Consider the following 17288-nt stretch of genomic DNA (forward strand, 5'->3'; position numbering starts at 1 on the left):
CCTCGTGGAACAGGGCCTGTCGGCCCCTTTTGTCCAGGAGATGCACGTGTACCCCAAAGCCCCGCCCTTCCCCGCAGCAGACGACCAGGCCGCAGCACCCGAGCAGGCCGCGCTCGCCGCATCCGCCCCCATCGTGCCCTCGCCGAACTTCCCGGCGATCGAGACAGAGGTGCTCGCGTACTGGGCGGCCGACGGCACCTTCCAGGCGTCGATCGACAACCGGGCGGATGCGCCGGAGTGGGTCTTCTACGACGGCCCGCCCTTCGCGAACGGCGTGCCGCACTACGGGCACCTCCTCACCGGTTACGCGAAGGACCTGTTCCCGCGCTTCCAGACCATGCGCGGCAAGCTCGTGCACCGCCGCTTCGGCTGGGACACCCACGGCCTCCCCGCCGAGCTCGAGGCCGAACGGCAGCTCGGAATCACCGACAAGGCCGACATCGAGAAGCTCGGCATCGCCGCCTTCAACAAGGTCGCCCGCGACTCCGTGCTCAAGTACACCGACGACTGGCAGCGCTACGTCAACCGCCAGGCCCGCTGGGTCGACTTCGAGAACGACTACAAGACCCTCGACATCACCTTCATGGAATCCGTGATCTGGGCGTTCAAGACCCTGCACGACAAGGGCCTCGCCTACGAGGGCTACCGGGTGCTTCCGTACTGCTGGCGCGACCAGACGCCGCTCTCCAACCACGAGCTCGGCATGGATGCCGACGTCTACAAGATGCGCCAGGACCAGACCGTCACCGTGACGTTCCCGCTCGTGGGCACGAAGGCGGAAGCCCTCGGCCTCACCGCGGTGCGCGCCCTCGCGTGGACGACGACCCCCTGGACCCTGCCGACCAACCTCGCCCTCGCCGTCGGGCCGGACATCGTCTACGCCGTCGTCCCGGCCGGTCCGAACGGCACGCCAGACGCGACCGTGCTCCGCGAGGAGTCGGTCACCGGCAGCGACGACGCCCGCGTGGACGTGTCCGTCCTCGGCGCCGAGTACCTGATCGCGATCGACCTCGTCGGCAACTACGCCAAGGACCTCGGCTACGACACGCCTGAGGAGGCCTCCGCGGCCGTTGCGCGCACGGTCACGGGACGCGAACTCGAGGGTGTCGCATACGACCGTCTCTTCGACTACTACGCCGACGCATCCGTCTGGAACACCCAGAAGGCCTGGACGATCCTGCTCGCCGACTACGTCACGACCGCAGACGGCACCGGCATCGTGCACCAGGCGCCCGCGTACGGCGAAGAGGACCAGAAGGCCTGCGAGGCCGCCGGTATCCCCGTGATCATCTCCCTCGACGAGGGCGGCAAGTTCCTCTCCGACGTGCCGGAGGTCGCCGGCCTGCTGTGGTCAGACGCGAACAAGCCGCTCACCCAGATGCTCAAGGCCGAGGGCCGGCTGCTGCGCCAGGCCAGCTACGAGCACTCGTACCCGCACTGCTGGCGCTGCCGCAACCCGCTGATCTACAAGGCGGTGTCGAGCTGGTTCGTGCGCGTCACCGAGTTCCGCGACCGCATGGTCGAACTCAACCAGGACGTCACCTGGGTGCCGGAGAACGTCAAGGACGGCCAGTTCGGCAAGTGGATCGGCAACGCCCGCGACTGGTCGATCAGCCGCAACCGGTACTGGGGCTCGCCGATCCCGGTCTGGAAGAGCGACGACCCGAACTACCCCCGCACGGATGTCTACGGCTCGCTCGACGAGCTCGAAGCCGACTTCGGGGTGCGCCCGACCGACCTGCACCGCCCGTACATCGACGAGCTCACCCGGCCGAACCCGGACGACCCCACCGGGGCTTCCACGATGCGCCGGATCACCGACGTGCTCGACGTCTGGTTCGACTCCGGGTCGATGCCGTTCGCGGCCGTGCACTACCCCTTCGAGAACCGCGACTGGTTCGACACCCACAACCCCGCCGACTTCATCGTCGAGTACATCGGCCAGACCCGCGGCTGGTTCTACCTGCTGCACGTGCTCTCGACCGCTCTCTTCGACCGGCCGGCGTTCACCAACGTCGTGAGCCACGGCATCGTGCTCGGCAACGACGGCCAGAAGATGTCGAAGTCGCTGCGCAACTACCCCGACGTCTTCGAGGTCTTCGACCGCGATGGAAGCGACGCGATGCGCTGGTTCCTGATGAGCTCATCCGTACTGCGCGGCGGCAACCTCATCGTCACGGAGGAGGGCATCCGGGAGGCCACCCGCCAGGTGATGCTGCCGCTCTGGAGCACCTGGTACTTCTTCTCGCTCTACGCCAACGCCTCGGGGGAGAACGGCTACGACGCCGTCTGGCGCACCGACTCGACCGACGTGCTCGACCGGTACCTGCTCGCGAAGACCCGCGACCTCATCGTCGACGTCACGAGCGACCTCGAGGCGCTCGACTCGACCCAGGCGACCGCCCGGCTCCGCGACTTCGCCGACGTGCTGACCAACTGGTACGTGCGGCGCTCCCGGGACCGCTTCTGGACCGGCGCCGTCGCCGGCGGTACGGCCACGGAAGCCTTCGACACCCTGTACACCGTGCTCGAGACGGTCTGCCGGGTCGCCGCGCCGCTTCTGCCGCTCGTCACCGAGCGGATCTGGCAGGGATTGACCGCTGGCCGCAGCGTGCACCTGACGGACTGGCCGGACGCCGGCCTCTTCCCGTCGGACCACGGGCTCGTCACCGCGATGGACCAGATCCGCACGATCAGCTCCACCGTGCTCTCGCTGCGCAAGCAGGCGGGCCTGCGCGTGCGGCTGCCGCTCGCGCAGCTCACCGTCGTCACGACCGGAACGGCGGCACTCGCCCCGTTCGAGGCGATCCTGCGCGACGAGCTCAACGTGAAGAGCGTGAACCTCGTCGAACTCGCCGAGGACAGCGCGGCGAACTACGGCATCACCTCCCGGCTCACCGTCAACGCCCGCGCGGCCGGGCCCCGGCTCGGCAAGCAGGTGCAGGCCGCGATCAAGGCCGCGCGCAGCGGCGACTGGAGCGAAACCGACGGGATCGTGACCGCAGGCGGCATCGCGCTCGAGGCCGGCGAATACGAACTCGTGCTGCAGGCTGGCACAGGGGCGAGCAACGCCGACGCGGCATCCGCGGCCGTCGAGCAGACCGGACCCGCCCTCGCGCTGCTCCAGGGCGGCGGCTTCGTGCTGCTCGACACCGTGACCACGCCGGAGCTCGAGGCCGAGGGCTTCGCCCGCGACCTGATCCGCGCCGTGCAGGACACCCGCAAGTCGGCCGGATTCTTCGTCGCGGACCGGATCCGCCTCGACCTCGTCTTCTTCGACCAGGCCGACCTCGACACCCTGCGCCTCGCGCCGGGAGTCGACGTGGCCGCGGAAACGCTCACCGTGCGCTTCGCCGCGCACGCCCCGACCGAGGTCGACCCGGCCATCCTCGCGGGCACGGTGCCCTCCGAGTGGCTGGAACAGCTCGCGGGGGCCCCCGTCGAGCACTACGTGCGCTTCGAGGCCGGCCACTACGCCAACCGCGGGCCGGTGCTCGTCGCCGTCGCCCGAGAGAACGGAATCGTGAATGTCTGATTCGATGGACCAGAACCTGCCCGAAGACGACGAGTACCGCGACGCGGGAGAGGCCGTCTTCGCAGCCCTCCTCGACCGGGTCGGCGAAGCCGCTCCACGACCGCGGCTCGCCCCGACCCGGCGGGTCGTCGAACTGCTCGGCGACCCGCAGGCCACCTACCCGGTGATCCACATCACGGGCACCAACGGGAAGACCAGCACGAGCCGGATCACCGAGAGCATCCTGCGCGCGTACGGACTGCGCACCGGCATGATGACGAGCCCGCACCTGGTCCGCCTCAACGAACGGATCGTGATCGACGGGGAACCGATCAGCGACCGCGCCCTCGCCGCGAACTGGGAGGACATCCAGCCGTACCTCGCGATGGTGGACGCCGAGCTCGGTGCGAAGAACGAGGAGCCGCTCACTTTCTTCGAAGCCCTCACCGTGCTCGCCTTCGCCTGCTTCGCGGACGCTCCCGTCGATGTCGCCGTGATCGAGGTCGGCATGGGCGGCGAATGGGACTCCACGAACGTGGCCGACGGCCTCGTCGCCGTCGTCACCCCGGTCGCGCTCGATCACACCAAGCGGCTCGGAAGCACCGTCGCGGAGATCGCCCGCACCAAGGCAGGGATCATCAAGCCTGCGGCATCCGTCATCAGCGCCCGGCAGGCCGAGACCGTGCAGGCCGAACTGGAACGCGCCGTCGAACTGACCGAATCGACCCTCGCGAGCGAGGGGGAAGAGTTCGCCCTGCTCGACAGCCAGGTCGGCGTCGGCGGGCAGCTCATCACGGTGCGCGGCCTCGCCGCGACATACCCCGACCTGTTCCTGCCGATGTACGGCACCCACCAGGCGCACAACGCTGCCGTCGCGATCGCCGCCGTCGAGTCCTTCCTCGGCGCGGGCACCCGCCCGCTCGACCACGACATCCTCACGGAGGGGCTCGCGACCGCGACCTCACCCGGGCGGCTGCAGCTGATCGGCATCGAACCGACCGTGCTCGTGGATGCCGCGCACAACCCGCACGGGGCCGGCGCCCTCGCCGAGGCACTCGGCACCTACTTCCACTTCGATGAGGTCGTCGCCGTGATCGGGATCCTCGCCGACAAGGACGCAGCGGGCATCGTCGCGGCGCTCGCTCCCGTCGTGACCCGGTTCCACGTCACCCAGTCCCAGTCCGACCGGGCGATCCCCGTCGACGACCTCGCCGACATCGTCGCGGCCGGAACGGACGAGGATGCCGTCAGCCGCTTCGACGACGTCGCCGACGCCCTCGACGCCGCGAGGACCTGGGCCGCAGACGCCCCACGTCGCGGCGTGATCGTCACCGGTTCGATCACCCTGGTCGGCGAGGCCCTGTCGCTCGCCGTAGCCAGGGAGTGGCTCAAGAAATGACCGACGCCCCGCGTTCGCGGCGGAACCGTTCTGTGCGTGAGTCGCTCGCGTCGATCGTGCTCGGCTTCGAGACGATCATCGTGTTCCTCGCGGCGCTGCTGCTCTTCGGGCTCGGCTCGCTGCCGGCCTGGCTCGCCCTCGGCGGGGGAGCACTGCTCTGCCTCGTCATGGTCGCGACGATCGGCCTGCTCCGCTACAACTGGTCATACGCGATCGGCTGGATCGTCCAGGCCATCATCGTCCTGACCGGGTTCGTCAACCCGGCCATGTTCATCGTCGGCGCACTGTTCACCGGCATGTGGGCATACTGCATGGTCACCGGCTCGAGACTAGACAACAACAAGGAGAACTCATGAGTACCCCGGTCCAAGAAACCCTCGTCCTGGTGAAGCCCGACGGCGTCGCACGCAACCTCTCCGGAGAGATCCTGCGACGCATCGAGCAGAAGGGATACTCCCTCGTCGACATCAAGCTCGTGCAGGCCGACCGTTCGCTTCTCGCCGAGCACTACGCGGAGCACGCGGGCAAGCCCTTCTTCGAGCCCCTCGTCGAGTTCATGGAGAGCGGGCCGATCCTCGCGATCCGCATCGCCGGCGAACGCGTCATCGAGGGCTTCCGCTCCCTCGCGGGCACGACCGATCCCACGACCGCAGCACCCGGCACGATCCGCGGCGACCTCGGCCGCGACTGGGGTTCCAAGGTCCAGCAGAACCTCGTGCACGGTTCAGACTCGCCAGAGTCCGCGTCCCGCGAACTGGCGCTCTGGTTCGACTAGAACCGCAGCCCCGTCGCGCCGAGTGTCGCCGTCCCCGCCGAAACCAGGCGGAGGAACGGCGACACTCTGCGGTTAAGGCGACGGTCGGCATCCGCCCGGCTGGAGGCGGTGCAGTGCTAGAGGCGGTGCAGGAAGTCCATCTTGAGCTGGGCGACCGTTGCGGCCACGAGGTAGCAGCCGATCGTGATGACGACGATCCACGAGGAGGCGCCGGCGGCGAAGCGCCGCACCCCGGCCGGAACCGGGAGGGTGCCCGTCCTGAGGTTGTAGAGGGTCACGGCCAGGAACATCGGGATCGTGACGACCCAGGTCACCATGCACCACGGGCAGAGCACGTCGAGCACGAAGAAGCTCTGGCCCATCAGCCAGATCACGAAGACGAGCGCGAGCGCCACGCCGACGTTCAGTCCGATCCAGAACCAGCGGGCGAACCGGGCGCCAGCGAGGATCGCGGCGCCGATCGTGATGACGACCGTCCAGGCGATGAGTCCGATCAACGGGTTCGGGAAACCGAACAGCGCACCCTGCCAGGAACCGAGGTTGGTGCTGCAGCCGACGAGCACGCTGAAGTTGCAGGAGAGCTGCGCCTGCGGATCCTCGAGGATGGCGATCTTGTCCAGGGTCAGCGCGAAGGCCGCCGCGAGGGCGATCGCACCCCCGATGATCATGAAGATGGCGAGCCCGGTGGGGCGCCTGGATTGCTCGGTCTGTTGCACCTCAGGATTATGTCATGCGCCTCGCACTCGATCCTGAACAATACATGCGATAATCAACACGGATGCTTGGGCCGCGCTCAAGCACAGCCAGAGAAGGCTTAATGGGCCGTAACAGCCCAGATTCATTGGTCCCACGACCAAAGGTATTAGCAGCCAGAGCCAAGAGCCGGTTGCGAACGAAGAGGATTCCCGAGGTGGACGCGCAAGCGTTTTTCTCGCACGAGAGAGTAGCCGGATGGGTGGCGCGGTCGCCCAAAACGGTCAAGGAGCGCACCAGTAATGGTGGAAGACAACGAAAACACCAAAAAACGCAAAGGTCTGTTCGGATCCCGCCGTCGGCGTGTAGCCGCCGCGGCGATCGCGCCAACGGAAGCACCGGCCACGGTACCCGGCGCCGCGACCGGCGCCGTGGAGGCACCGACAGCACCATTCCTCGAGGGGGAGCCCGCACCCTGGGCGTCCACCGCGACGACCCCAGCCGAACAGGACACCACCGTGGACCAGCCGACTCCGCCCGTCGAACCCGCACAGCCGGTTCGCAGGCCCTCGACCTCTCTTCTTTTCCAGGCGCCGAACATCGTGCCGCTTCCGGCACGTGCCGGAGCCAGGCGCGACGATTCGCGTGCCTTCGACGATCGTCAGGACGGCAACCGCCCAGACGGGGATCGTCAGGACAGCCGCTCGGGCAACCGCCAGGACAACGGCGCGGAGAACCGTCACGACCGCAACCGCTCGGACAGCCGCTCGGACAACCGTCCCGACGGCCGCTCGGACCGCGATGAGTACCCGGACGAGACGTCGACCGTCCGCCGCCGCGCCCGCCGCAGGCCAGGCGACGAGAACCGCTCCGGTGCCGACGACCCCGCCAACACCGTCGTCCGGGTCCGCGTTCCGCGCGAACCCGAGCTCATCACCGAGCCGCAGCGGATCAAGGGCTCGACCCGCCTCGAGGCCAAGAAGCAGCGCCGCCGCGACGGCCGCGACGCCGGGCGTCGCCGTCCGGTCATCACGGAGGCCGAGTTCCTCGCCCGCCGTGAATCGGTCGACCGGGTCATGGTCGTGCGGGCCAAACACAACAAGATCCAGATCGGCGTCCTCGAGGACGGCGTACTCGTCGAGCACTACGTCGCCAAGAACCAGGACGCATCCCTGATCGGGAATGTGTACCTCGGCCGGGTACAGAACGTGCTCCCGAGCATGGAAGCCGCCTTCGTCGACATCGGACGCGGCCGCAACGCCGTGCTGTACTCCGGTGAGGTCGACTGGGAGGCCGCGGCGGAACATGCCGCCAACAGCAACCAGGCGCGTCGGATCGAGCTCGCGCTCAAGCCAGGCGACAAGGTGCTCGTCCAGGTCACGAAGGACCCGATCGGCCACAAGGGCGCCCGGCTCACGAGCCAGGTCTCGCTTCCCGGCCGGTACCTCGTCTACGTGCCGAACGGCTCGATGAACGGCATCAGCCGCAAGCTTCCGGACACCGAGCGTGCCCGCCTCAAGAAGATCCTCAAAGAGGTCCTGCCGGACAACACCGGCGTGATTGTGCGTACCGCCGCGGAAGGTGCCACCGACGAGCAGCTGACGCTCGACGTCAACCGCCTCACCGAGCAGTGGGCATCCATCTCCAAGCTCGTCGACACTGTCCAGGCCCCCGCGCTGCTGCACGGTGAGCCCGACCTGCTGATCAAGATCGTGCGCGACGTCTTCAACGAGGACTTCCAGAAGATGGTCATCTCCGGGGACGAAGCCCGCGAGACGATCCAGACCTACCTCGGCCAGGTCGCCCCCGACCTCGTCGACCGCGTCGAGCGTTACGAGGGCGAAAACGACGCCTTCGACGAGTACCGCATCTCCGAGCAGATCGAGAAGGCCCTCGACCGCAAGGTCTGGCTGCCCTCCGGCGGTTCCCTCGTGATCGACCGCACAGAGGCGATGACCGTCGTCGACGTCAACACGGGCAAGTTCGTCGGTTCCGGCGGCAACCTCGAGGAAACCGTCACGAAGAACAACCTCGAGGCCGCAGAGGAGATCGTGCGTCAGCTCCGGCTGCGCGACATCGGCGGCATCATCGTCGTCGACTTCATCGACATGGTCCTCGAGACCAACCGCGACCTCGTGCTGCGCCGCCTGCTCGAATGCCTGAGCCGCGACCGCACCAAGCACCAGGTCGCGGAGGTCACCTCGCTCGGGCTTGTGCAGATGACCCGCAAGAAGCTCGGACTGGGACTCCTCGAGTCGTTCAGCGAGAACTGCGAGGCCTGTGCGGGCCGCGGAGTCGTCATCCACCACGACCCCGTCACCAAGCACCGCCAGACCGCCCAGCCGCCCCAGGAACGCCGCCCGCGCAGCAAGTCGGGCAACTCAGGCAACGACAACGGCAACGGCAACGGCAACGGGAGCAACGGGAACGGCAACGGGAACGGCAACGGCGGCAACAACGGCCACCGCGGCGGTAACTCCGGCACCAACGGATCCGTGTCCGAGCAGGCGAAGGCCACATCGGGCACGCACGGGATCACCGAGGATGCCAAGCACGCACTCGCCCTGATCGCGGCCAGGACCATCCCGCGCGCCCTGACCGGGTCCATCCCGATCATCCACGTGCCGGATGCCCCCGCGTCCGTCCCCGTCTCCGCAGAGCAGGAGGTGCACGCGAACGAGTCCACAGCCCCGGTCGAGCCCACGGTCACGCCCGTCGCCGAGGCATCCGCCCCCGTGGAGGCGCCGAGCATCACCCAGGCCGTTGCCGCGGACCTGACGGAGGCCAACACCGGTTCCGTCGAGATCCTCGACATCCCGGTGCGGAAGTCGTCCCGCGCCCGTCGTACCGTGAGCAAGCAGGTCACCGACCAGCTGCTCGACTCGGTGCTCGAGTCGCTCCCTGAGCCCAAACAGCCCGGCCAGGGCCGCTCGCGCAGCCGCAGGGTCACGACGGCCGGCGGCTCGACGTCGAACGCGCAGCCCATCGTGCTGCCGGCACGGGAGACGCAGAACTAGTTCAGCACGAGCCCAGGGGCATCGGGGCCGTACGGCGGTCGACTTCGGTCGGCCGCCGTTTTCCGTACCCGCGACACGCCGAGACACGCCGCCGGGCCGCGGTGGGTTCAGCGTCCGGAGCGTTCGCGTCCGGACACGCGGAGCCCGCTCGCGCGCAAGCGCAGCACGAGCTCCCTGTTGCCCACCGGAAGCGCCCCAGCCGCCACGAGGGCCTCGTAGCGGTGCGCGGGCACGTCATAGTGGTCCAGGTCGAAACCCCGCAGGGGAATGCCGTTCGCCGCGGCGAAACCGTGCAATTCTTCGAGCGACACGTCGCTGACGAGGTGCGACCAGACCGTATCGTGCGCGGGCCATGTAGGCTGATCTATCAACACGGTCATCCCAAGATTGTATGTTCCCCGCAGCGTTGTGCCGGGGGAGCAGGCGATCCCCGGTCGATCCCAGCCCCAGTTTGACCGGGGCAGGTTGATCAGCTAAACTCGACTGTTGGTGTGCGTTGGGCCTGAGCCCGCGCTGACACCTAAGGTTTTCTGACAGAGACGGGCCGACTTGGGCCGTTTACGCAGTAACTTTCCATCATAGGAATCGGGGCCTCACGGCTCCCCAGAGATAGGTACGTAACGTGGTTTACGCAGTTGTGCGCGCCGGTGGGCGGCAGGAGAAGGTAGAGGTCGGGACCATCGTAACGATGGACCGAATCAAGGCTGACAAGGACGGCAACGTCGAGCTGGCCGCAGTGCTCCTCGTCGATGGCGACAAGATCACCTCTGACTCGAAGTCTTTGGCCAAAGTCACCGTGACCGCCGAGGTCCTCAACGACCTCCGCGGCCCGAAGATCGTCATCCAGAAGTTCAAGAACAAGACCGGTTACAAGAAGCGTCAGGGGCACCGTCAGGAGCTCACTCGCGTTCAGGTCACCGGCATCGCCTAGGCCCGAGGAGCAGAACAAATGGCACACAAAAAAGGTGCGAGTTCCACTCGCAACGGTCGCGACTCCAACGCCCAGCGCCTCGGCGTGAAGCGCTTCGGTGGTCAGGTTGTCGGAGCGGGCGAGATCATCGTCCGCCAGCGCGGCACCCACTTCCACCCCGGCGTGAACGTCGGCCGCGGTGGCGACGACACGCTGTTCGCCCTCGAGGCCGGCTCGGTCGAGTTCGGCGCGAAGGGTGGCCGCAAGGTCGTCAACATCGTGGTGGCTGCCGCGTAGGCATCCACAATCTGTAAGCGTGAGGGCGGGCTTCGGCTCGCCCTCTGCTTGTTTTACGCCACCTGAAAGGGGCACCCCCATGGCCACATTCGTTGACCAGGTCACGCTGCACCTGCGCGCGGGCAACGGCGGCAACGGCTGTGTGTCCGTCAAGCGGGAGAAGTTCAAGCCCCTGGCCGGCCCCGACGGCGGCAACGGCGGAAACGGCGGCGACATCGTGCTCGTCGCCGATCCCCAGGTGACCACGCTCCTCGGCTTCCACCGGTCCCCGCACCGCAGCTCCGTCAACGGCGGTCCCGGCATGGGCGACCACCGCGCCGGTTTCAGCAGCGAGATCATGGAACTCTCCGTACCCCTCGGCACCGTCGTCAAGGACGTCGACGGCAACGAACTCGCCGACATGACCGAACCGGGTTTCCGGATCGTCGTGGCCCCCGGCGGCCAGGGCGGGCTCGGCAACGCCGCACTCGCCTCCTCGAAGCGCAAGGCCCCCGGTTTCGCACTCCTCGGCACCTACGGCTGGGAAGGCGATGTCCAGCTCGAGCTCAAGACCGTTGCGGACGTCGCCTTCGTCGGCTATCCCTCCGCAGGCAAGTCCAGCCTGATCGCGGCCATGTCCGCCGCGAGGCCCAAGATCGCCGACTACCCCTTCACGACCCTGTTCCCGAACCTGGGCGTCGTCGACGCCGGCGAGGTGCGCTACACGGTGGCAGACGTTCCCGGCCTGATCGAGGGCGCGAGCGAGGGCAAGGGCCTCGGCCTCGAATTCCTGCGCCACGTCGAACGCTGCACAGCTCTCCTGCACATCCTCGACTGCGCGACCCTCGACCCCGACCGCGACCCGCTCAGCGACCTCGACGTGATCCTCGGAGAACTCGGCGCCTACCCGGTTCCCGAAGGCCAGAAACCCCTCCTCGACCGTCCCCAGCTGGTCGCGCTCAACAAGATCGACGTTCCAGAGGCCCGCGAACTCGCGGACTTCGTCAAGGCAGACCTCGAAGCCCGCGGCTACCGCGTCTTCGAGATCTCCACCGTCAGCCACGAGGGCCTCCGCCAGCTGAACTATGCCCTCGCCGAACTCGTCGAAGCAGGCCGCATCGAGTCCGCCGCCGCACTCGCGGCCAAGCCGCGCATCATCATCCGTCCCAAGGCCGTCGACGACAGCGGTTTCGTCGTCAAGGTCGAGGGCGGCTCGTTCGGCAACATCTACCGCATCATCGGCACCAAGCCCGAGCGCTGGGTGCAGCAGACCGACTTCACCAACGACGAGGCCGTCGGCTTCCTCGCCGACCGCCTGGCCAAGCTCGGCATCGAGAACGAACTCTTCAAGGCGGGAGCCGTCGCCGGCTCGACCGTGATCATCGGCGCAGGCAACGGTGTCGTCTTCGACTGGGAGCCCACTCTCACGTCGACGGCGGAGCTCATCACGGCCCCCCGCGGCACCGACACCCGCCTCGACGACTCGAAGCGTCGCACGAGCAGCGAGCGCCGGGAAGAGTACTTCGGCCGGATGGACGCCAAGGCGGCCGCCCGTGCCGAGCTCATCCGCGAGCGCGACGCCGGAATGTGGACCTCTGGCGAGGTCGAGTACAACGGCGAGAGCGCCCCAGCAGGCTCGGAAAGCAGCCAGGAAGACTCCGAGTGAGCGTCCTCGGGCGGGACGACATCAAGACGGCGGCACGCATCGTCGTGAAGGTCGGGTCATCCTCGATCAGCGGAGCGAACGTGTCGCAGATCTCCCCGCTCGTCGACGCCCTCGCCGAGGCGCACGCCCGCGGCGCCGAGATCGTCCTGGTCTCCTCCGGTGCGATCGCGACCGGGATGCCGTACCTCAACCTCGAGGAACGGCCCACCGACCTCGCAACCCAGCAGGCCGCGGCCTCCGTCGGCCAGAACCTCCTGATCTTCCGCTACCAGGACAGTCTCCGTCGCTACTCGATCATCGCCGGGCAGGTGCTGCTCACCGCCGGCGACCTCGAGAACCCGTCACACCGGTCCAATGCGCGCCGCGCGATGAACCGGCTGCTCGGGCTGCGGATCCTCCCGATCGTGAACGAGAACGACACCGTCGCCACCCACGAGATCCGCTTCGGCGACAACGACAGGCTCGCGGCCCTCGTCGCGACCCTGATCGGAGCCGACCTCCTCGTGCTGCTGAGCGACGTCGACGCCCTCTACACCCGCCCGCCGCATCTCCCAGGGGCGGAACGCATCCCGCACATCGCGGCAGGCGACCGGCTTCCCGGCGTGGAATTCGGCGCGAGCTCCTCCGGTGTCGGCACCGGTGGGGCCGGTACGAAGGTGTCAGCGGCCCGGATTGCAGCGGAAGCAGGAACGGCCGTGCTGGTTACCTCGACAGGGCTCGTCGCCCAGGCCCTGCGCGGCGACTACGTCGGCACCTGGTTCGAACCGACTCCCCGGCTGTAACCTGTCCGGTCCTGGCCCCGCGGGGGTGGGAAACGTGCCGTAAACTACCGGCATGCTGCAGTCACCCGTCGACTCCCTCCGGCTCACCCTGACCCTCGATGCGGCGCGCAGGGCCTCGATCGTCCTCGCGTCCACTCCGACCTCGCAGAAGAACAGGGCGCTCACCGCGATCGCGGACTCCCTGCGCAGGAACACGGCAGACATCCTCGCGGCGAACCGTGACGACCTCGCCGCCGGCGCCGCAAACGGACTCAGTACCGGTCTCCTCGACCGGCTCACCCTCGATGAGGCCCGCGTGGCCGGCCTCGCGGACGCCGTGCTCCAGATTGCGCTCCTGACCGACCCCGTCGGCGAGGTCGTCCGCGGCAGCAGCCTGCCCAACGGTGTGAAGATCAGCCAGGTGCGGGTGCCCTTCGGCGTCGTCGGCGTCATCTACGAGGCGCGGCCCAACGTGACCGTCGATATCGCGGCGCTCGCGCTCAAGAGCGGCAACGCCGTCGTCCTCCGCGGCGGATCCGCCGCCGAGAACACCAACCGGGTCCTGGTCGCCCTCCTCCAGTCGGCCATCGACTCCGTCGGCCTGCCGGGGGACGTGGTGCAGACCATCGATCCCTTCGGGCGCGAGGGCGCGACCGAACTCATGCAGGCCCGCGGCCAGGTCGACGTGCTCATTCCGCGCGGAAGCGCCGGCCTGATCAATGCCGTCGTCACCCAGTCGAAGGTCCCGGTCATCGAGACCGGTGCCGGCGTCGTGCACATCTTCCTCGACGAGAGCGCCAACCGGGATTGGGCCGTCGAGATCGTGCACAACTCGAAGGTGCAGCGCCCGAGCGTCTGCAACGCCGTCGAGACCCTCCTCGTCCACGAGGGCGCCGCTGACCGTCTCCTGCCTGCCGTCCTCGGTCGTCTCGCCGCCTCCGGGGTCACCATCCACGGCGACGCCCGCGTCCAGGCGCTCTTCCCGGACGCCGTCCCCGCAACCGAATTCGACTGGGAGACGGAATACATGAGCCTCGACCTCGCGGTCGCGGTCGTTCCCGGCCTCGATGGGGCGCTCGCGCACATCCGCCGGTATTCGACGGGCCACACCGAGTCGATCATCACGAACGACATCGTCAACTCCGAACGGTTCCTGAACGAAGTGGATTCCGCGGCCGTCATGGTCAACGCATCGACCCGGTTCACCGATGGCGGCGAATTCGGCTTCGGTGCCGAGGTGGGCATCTCCACCCAGAAACTGCACGCCCGAGGCCCGATGGGACTCCAGGAACTCACGAGCACGAAGTGGATCGTGCGCGGCAGCGGACAGGTGCGGGCCTAGTCCGAACGGCCCCACTAGAATGGTGCGGTACTGCACGTCACGCGTGCCGTCCCGCAGAAAAGGAGTGTATATGCCGACGTTCGTCTACGGCCTGATTGCCCTGGTCACCTTCGGCGCCCTCGGCGGGGTCGTCTGGTCCTACCGCGATGTCGCCAACCGCCACGCCGAAAAGGCGCGCGCATACGCCGCAGCGCACGGCCGCGTCGACGAGCACTAGGGACACCGTCTCCGTGACTGAGCGCCGCCCCCGCATCGGCGTCATGGGCGGCACCTTCGATCCCATCCACCACGGCCACCTCGTCGCCGCGAGTGAGGTGGCGCAGAGCTTCCACCTCGACGAGGTCGTCTTCGTGCCGACCGGGCAGCCGTGGCAGAAGAGCGACGTGACCGAAACCGAACACCGCTACCTGATGACCGTGATCGCGACGGCGTCGAACCCCCGTTTCACCGTGAGCCGCGTCGACATCGACAGGGTCGGCCCGACGTACACGATCGACACCCTGCGCGACCTGCACGCCCAGCGCCCTGATGCCGAACTGTTCTTCATCACCGGTGCCGACGCCATCCGCCAGATCCTGAGCTGGAAAGACGTGCAGGAACTCTGGGACCTCGCCCATTTCGTCGCTGTGAGTCGACCGGGACATGAGCTCACCATTTCGGGATTGCCGAACCAGGACGTAAGCTTGCTTGAAGTTCCGGCATTGTCGATATCGTCCACCGACTGCCGTGCACGCGTGAACCGGGGTTTCCCGGTCTGGTATCTGGTTCCCGACGGGGTCGTCCAGTACATCTCAAAGCATCATCTGTATCGGAGTGTGGCATGACGTTGGGTATCAACCCACCGCCACTGACGCGTCGTCAAGCGCGCGAGTTGGCAAACGGGCACCAGCCCGACGCGCCCTCCGCTGCGCAGAAACACTCCCCGCACCACACGCAGCCCGCGCAACCGGTCACCCCGGCGGCCCCGTCAGCGGATGCCCCCACTGTCGAGCCCGAGTCTCTTCTGGTCCTGCCGTCGACCGGTGGACCCGCGGCCGAATCCGGACCCGTTATCCTCGCTGAGCTCGTTCCCGAAGCCGAAGCTGAAGCCGAAGCTGAAACCCCGGCGGCGCCGGAATCCGGCGCAACGACCGACGCCGTCGAGACTCCCGGTGAAACCAGCGCCGGGACTGCCGCGGACGTTCCGGTCCGCGAGCACACCCTGACCCGGCGCGAACTCCGCGCCTTGCAAGCCGCCGAAGCGCCTCCGGCCGAGGATTCCCTGCTCGCGGCCGTCGCGACGCTCACCGCATCCCGACCCCTCACTACGCCAGCTTCCCCCGCCGAGGAGCAGGACAATGTCCGCCCGCAGGGTCGCCCGGTCGAGCCGGAACCCATCGCCTTCATGGTCGACGTCGCGCCGAGCCCCCTCGGCGAGACCCGTCCCGGCTCCCTGCACCCTCCTGTCGGGCACTGGTCGCTCGACCGCGGCGAAGAGAACGACCTGCTGCCCGGGTTCGAGACGCTCGCCCCGTTCGACCAGCTGGTGAACCAGGGCGTGAGCGCCGGCGGCATCCCGACCACGACGAACGCGCTGATCCTTCCCTCGATCCCGCACCAGGGCAACTCCTCTGGTCCGCTGACGAGTACCGGTGAAATCATGATCACGGGCTCGATCGACCTGCCACGCAGCCTCGGCGAAACCGGGGTGCACCCCAACGTCTACGACTCCTCCGAGATGGACCGCATGCTCGACCAGCTCGACGAGGGCGGCCACCGCAACGGGATCGTCCCGGTGAGCGCCAGTCGCGCCGTCAGCACCCACGCGTCGACCCGAGGCGTCATGGCCCCGCCGAAACAGCGCGGACTCACGCTTCCCACCGTTCTCACCGTCACCGTCGGCGTGCTCGCCGTCGGCGTGCTGGCCCTGTTCGCGGTCGGCTACTTCCTCCACATCTTTTAATGCCATTTCACTCGCTTTCACTAACACAGGGATTCATTCGATGACCGCTTCTGCCCACGCTCTCGAGCTCCTCAAGCTGGCCGCCGCCGCCGCAGACTCGAAAGCGGGGGAGGACCTCGTCGCGATCGACGTTTCCAGCCCTCTCCCACTGACCGACATCTTCCTCATCGTCACCGGCCGCTCCGAGCGCAACGTCGTCGCCATCGCCGGCGAGATCGAAGACCAGCTCACCGCAGCCGGTCACAAGCCGCTGCGCCGCGAAGGCCGCGCTGAGGGTCGCTGGGTTCTCGTCGACTTCGGCGACCTCGTCGTGCACGTCTTCCACGAGGAGGAGCGCGTGTACTATTCCCTCGAGCGACTCTGGAAGGACTGCCCCGTCATCCCGATCGAACTGCCCGTCCACAAGGTCCAGGACTGACAGTGGTCACAACAGGCTTCCGCATGTAGTAACCTAGAGAAGTTGTTTCGGGGGAAAACCTGAAACATGATCTGGGTCCGTGGCGCAGCTGGTAGCGCACCTGCATGGCATGCAGGGGGTCAGGGGTTCGAATCCCCTCGGATCCACCAAGACATGAAAAGCCCCGACTTCGGTCGGGGCTTTTCCTGTATCAGAGCTGCTTCCAGCACGATGTCAGCTCGGAATATTCAGCTCGGAATATTCAGTCCCGGATATCCAGCACGGAGTGTGCTCCGCTGTCGGTGTCGATCGGGGCGAACCGGGGAACCGCCTGTCCGTCGATGTTGACGGACTCCAGGAACATCACCAGGGGACGCACCCACAGGCCACGATCGCCGTAAAGCGCCGTGTAGACGACGAGCTCCTCCTCGGTCTCCGAGTGCCGGGCGACGCCGATCACGTCGTACAGATTGCCCTTGTAGTGCCGGTGCCGCCCTGGCGTTATTCCTGTCATTTTCGGGCTCTCCTGACTCTTCCGTGGGTTAGTCCCGGCCGGGAAGCACGGGTTTGTGCCCGCCGAGGCTGAGCATTGCGAG

General features: G+C 67.6%; 17 protein-coding genes and 1 tRNA gene. 15 read left to right on the top strand and 3 right to left on the bottom strand.

The window, feature by feature from the left end:
* Nucleotides 1–40 precede the first annotated feature (40 nt).
* The 4 genes from ileS to ndk are packed head-to-tail and all read left to right on the top strand — an operon-like array spanning nt 41 to nt 5688.
* A complete protein-coding gene (gene ileS, locus QN357_RS04350; RefSeq protein WP_134559883.1) occupies nt 41–3535 on the top strand; it encodes an isoleucine--tRNA ligase in 3495 nt (1164 codons plus the stop codon).
* Nucleotides 3528–4913: a bifunctional folylpolyglutamate synthase/dihydrofolate synthase gene (locus tag QN357_RS04355; protein ID WP_241985048.1), complete on the top strand. Its 1386-nt coding sequence runs from the start codon at nt 3528–3530 to the stop codon at nt 4911–4913. The genes ileS and QN357_RS04355 overlap by 8 nt, the downstream gene beginning before the upstream one ends.
* Nucleotides 4910–5269 (top strand): DUF4233 domain-containing protein, encoded by a 360-nt coding sequence (locus QN357_RS04360; RefSeq protein ID WP_134559793.1) that lies wholly within the window; start codon nt 4910–4912, stop codon nt 5267–5269. The genes QN357_RS04355 and QN357_RS04360 overlap by 4 nt, the downstream gene beginning before the upstream one ends.
* On the top strand, nt 5266–5688 hold the full coding sequence (gene ndk, locus QN357_RS04365; RefSeq protein WP_134447922.1) for a nucleoside-diphosphate kinase: 423 nt from the start codon (nt 5266–5268) through the stop codon (nt 5686–5688). Before QN357_RS04360 ends, ndk begins: the two co-directional genes overlap by 4 nt.
* Before the next feature lie 116 nt (nt 5689–5804).
* Here the strand turns inward: ndk and QN357_RS04370 are convergent, their stop codons facing one another.
* Nucleotides 5805–6404 (bottom strand): vitamin K epoxide reductase family protein, encoded by a 600-nt coding sequence (locus QN357_RS04370; protein WP_241985049.1) that lies wholly within the window; start codon nt 6402–6404, stop codon nt 5805–5807.
* 279 nt (nt 6405–6683) lie between these two features.
* On the opposite strand from QN357_RS04370, the gene QN357_RS04375 reads away from it, so the two are divergent.
* Nucleotides 6684–9398, top strand: coding sequence for an Rne/Rng family ribonuclease (locus QN357_RS04375; RefSeq protein WP_322140831.1), 2715 nt, complete (start codon nt 6684–6686; stop codon nt 9396–9398).
* Between the two features lie 107 nt (nt 9399–9505).
* Here QN357_RS04375 and QN357_RS04380 read toward each other — a convergent pair whose 3' ends face one another.
* Nucleotides 9506–9778, bottom strand: a complete 273-nt coding sequence (locus tag QN357_RS04380) for a DUF4031 domain-containing protein (RefSeq protein ID WP_134447926.1) — start codon at nt 9776–9778, stop codon at nt 9506–9508.
* A 242-nt stretch (nt 9779–10020) separates the two neighbouring features.
* On the opposite strand from QN357_RS04380, the gene rplU reads away from it, so the two are divergent.
* The 10 genes from rplU to QN357_RS04430 all read left to right on the top strand — a co-directional run bounded on the left by rplU (nt 10021) and on the right by QN357_RS04430 (nt 16862).
* Nucleotides 10021–10329 (top strand): 50S ribosomal protein L21, encoded by a 309-nt coding sequence (gene rplU, locus QN357_RS04385; protein ID WP_134447928.1) that lies wholly within the window; start codon nt 10021–10023, stop codon nt 10327–10329.
* 18 nt (nt 10330–10347) lie between these two features.
* Nucleotides 10348–10605 carry a 50S ribosomal protein L27 gene (gene rpmA, locus QN357_RS04390; protein ID WP_066595878.1) on the top strand — a complete coding sequence of 86 codons (258 nt, stop codon included), beginning with the start codon at nt 10348–10350 and terminating at the stop codon, nt 10603–10605.
* A 79-nt stretch (nt 10606–10684) separates the two neighbouring features.
* Nucleotides 10685–12250, top strand: a complete 1566-nt coding sequence (obgE, locus tag QN357_RS04395; RefSeq protein WP_134447930.1) for a GTPase ObgE — start codon at nt 10685–10687, stop codon at nt 12248–12250.
* The gene (proB, locus tag QN357_RS04400) at nt 12247–13032 is read left to right on the top strand and encodes a glutamate 5-kinase (protein WP_134447932.1); all 786 of its coding nucleotides are present in this window, start codon (nt 12247–12249) and stop codon (nt 13030–13032) included. Before obgE ends, proB begins: the two co-directional genes overlap by 4 nt.
* A 52-nt stretch (nt 13033–13084) precedes the next feature.
* Nucleotides 13085–14353, top strand: coding sequence for a glutamate-5-semialdehyde dehydrogenase (locus tag QN357_RS04405; RefSeq protein ID WP_134447934.1), 1269 nt, complete (start codon nt 13085–13087; stop codon nt 14351–14353).
* Between the two features lie 70 nt (nt 14354–14423).
* Nucleotides 14424–14570, top strand: a complete 147-nt coding sequence (locus QN357_RS04410; protein ID WP_241975425.1) for a hypothetical protein — start codon at nt 14424–14426, stop codon at nt 14568–14570.
* 13 nt (nt 14571–14583) lie between these two features.
* Nucleotides 14584–15177 (top strand): nicotinate-nucleotide adenylyltransferase, encoded by a 594-nt coding sequence (nadD, locus tag QN357_RS04415; protein ID WP_255454114.1) that lies wholly within the window; start codon nt 14584–14586, stop codon nt 15175–15177.
* 47 nt (nt 15178–15224) lie between these two features.
* Nucleotides 15225–16295, top strand: a complete 1071-nt coding sequence (locus QN357_RS04420) for a hypothetical protein (protein ID WP_134559796.1) — start codon at nt 15225–15227, stop codon at nt 16293–16295.
* A 40-nt stretch (nt 16296–16335) separates the two neighbouring features.
* Nucleotides 16336–16713 carry a ribosome silencing factor gene (rsfS, locus tag QN357_RS04425; protein ID WP_134447942.1) on the top strand — a complete coding sequence of 126 codons (378 nt, stop codon included), beginning with the start codon at nt 16336–16338 and terminating at the stop codon, nt 16711–16713.
* A gap of 73 nt (nt 16714–16786) precedes the next feature.
* Nucleotides 16787–16862: transfer RNA gene (locus QN357_RS04430), tRNA-Ala, on the top strand.
* A gap of 92 nt (nt 16863–16954) precedes the next feature.
* Here QN357_RS04430 and QN357_RS04435 read toward each other — a convergent pair.
* Nucleotides 16955–17206, bottom strand: a complete 252-nt coding sequence (locus QN357_RS04435) for a DUF1653 domain-containing protein (protein WP_322135745.1) — start codon at nt 17204–17206, stop codon at nt 16955–16957.
* Between the last annotated feature and the right edge of the window lie 82 nt (nt 17207–17288).

It is taken from the genome of Cryobacterium sp. RTC2.1, from assembly GCF_035018685.1.
In the GTDB taxonomy this organism is placed as follows: Bacteria; Actinomycetota; Actinomycetes; order Actinomycetales; family Microbacteriaceae; genus Cryobacterium; species Cryobacterium glucosi.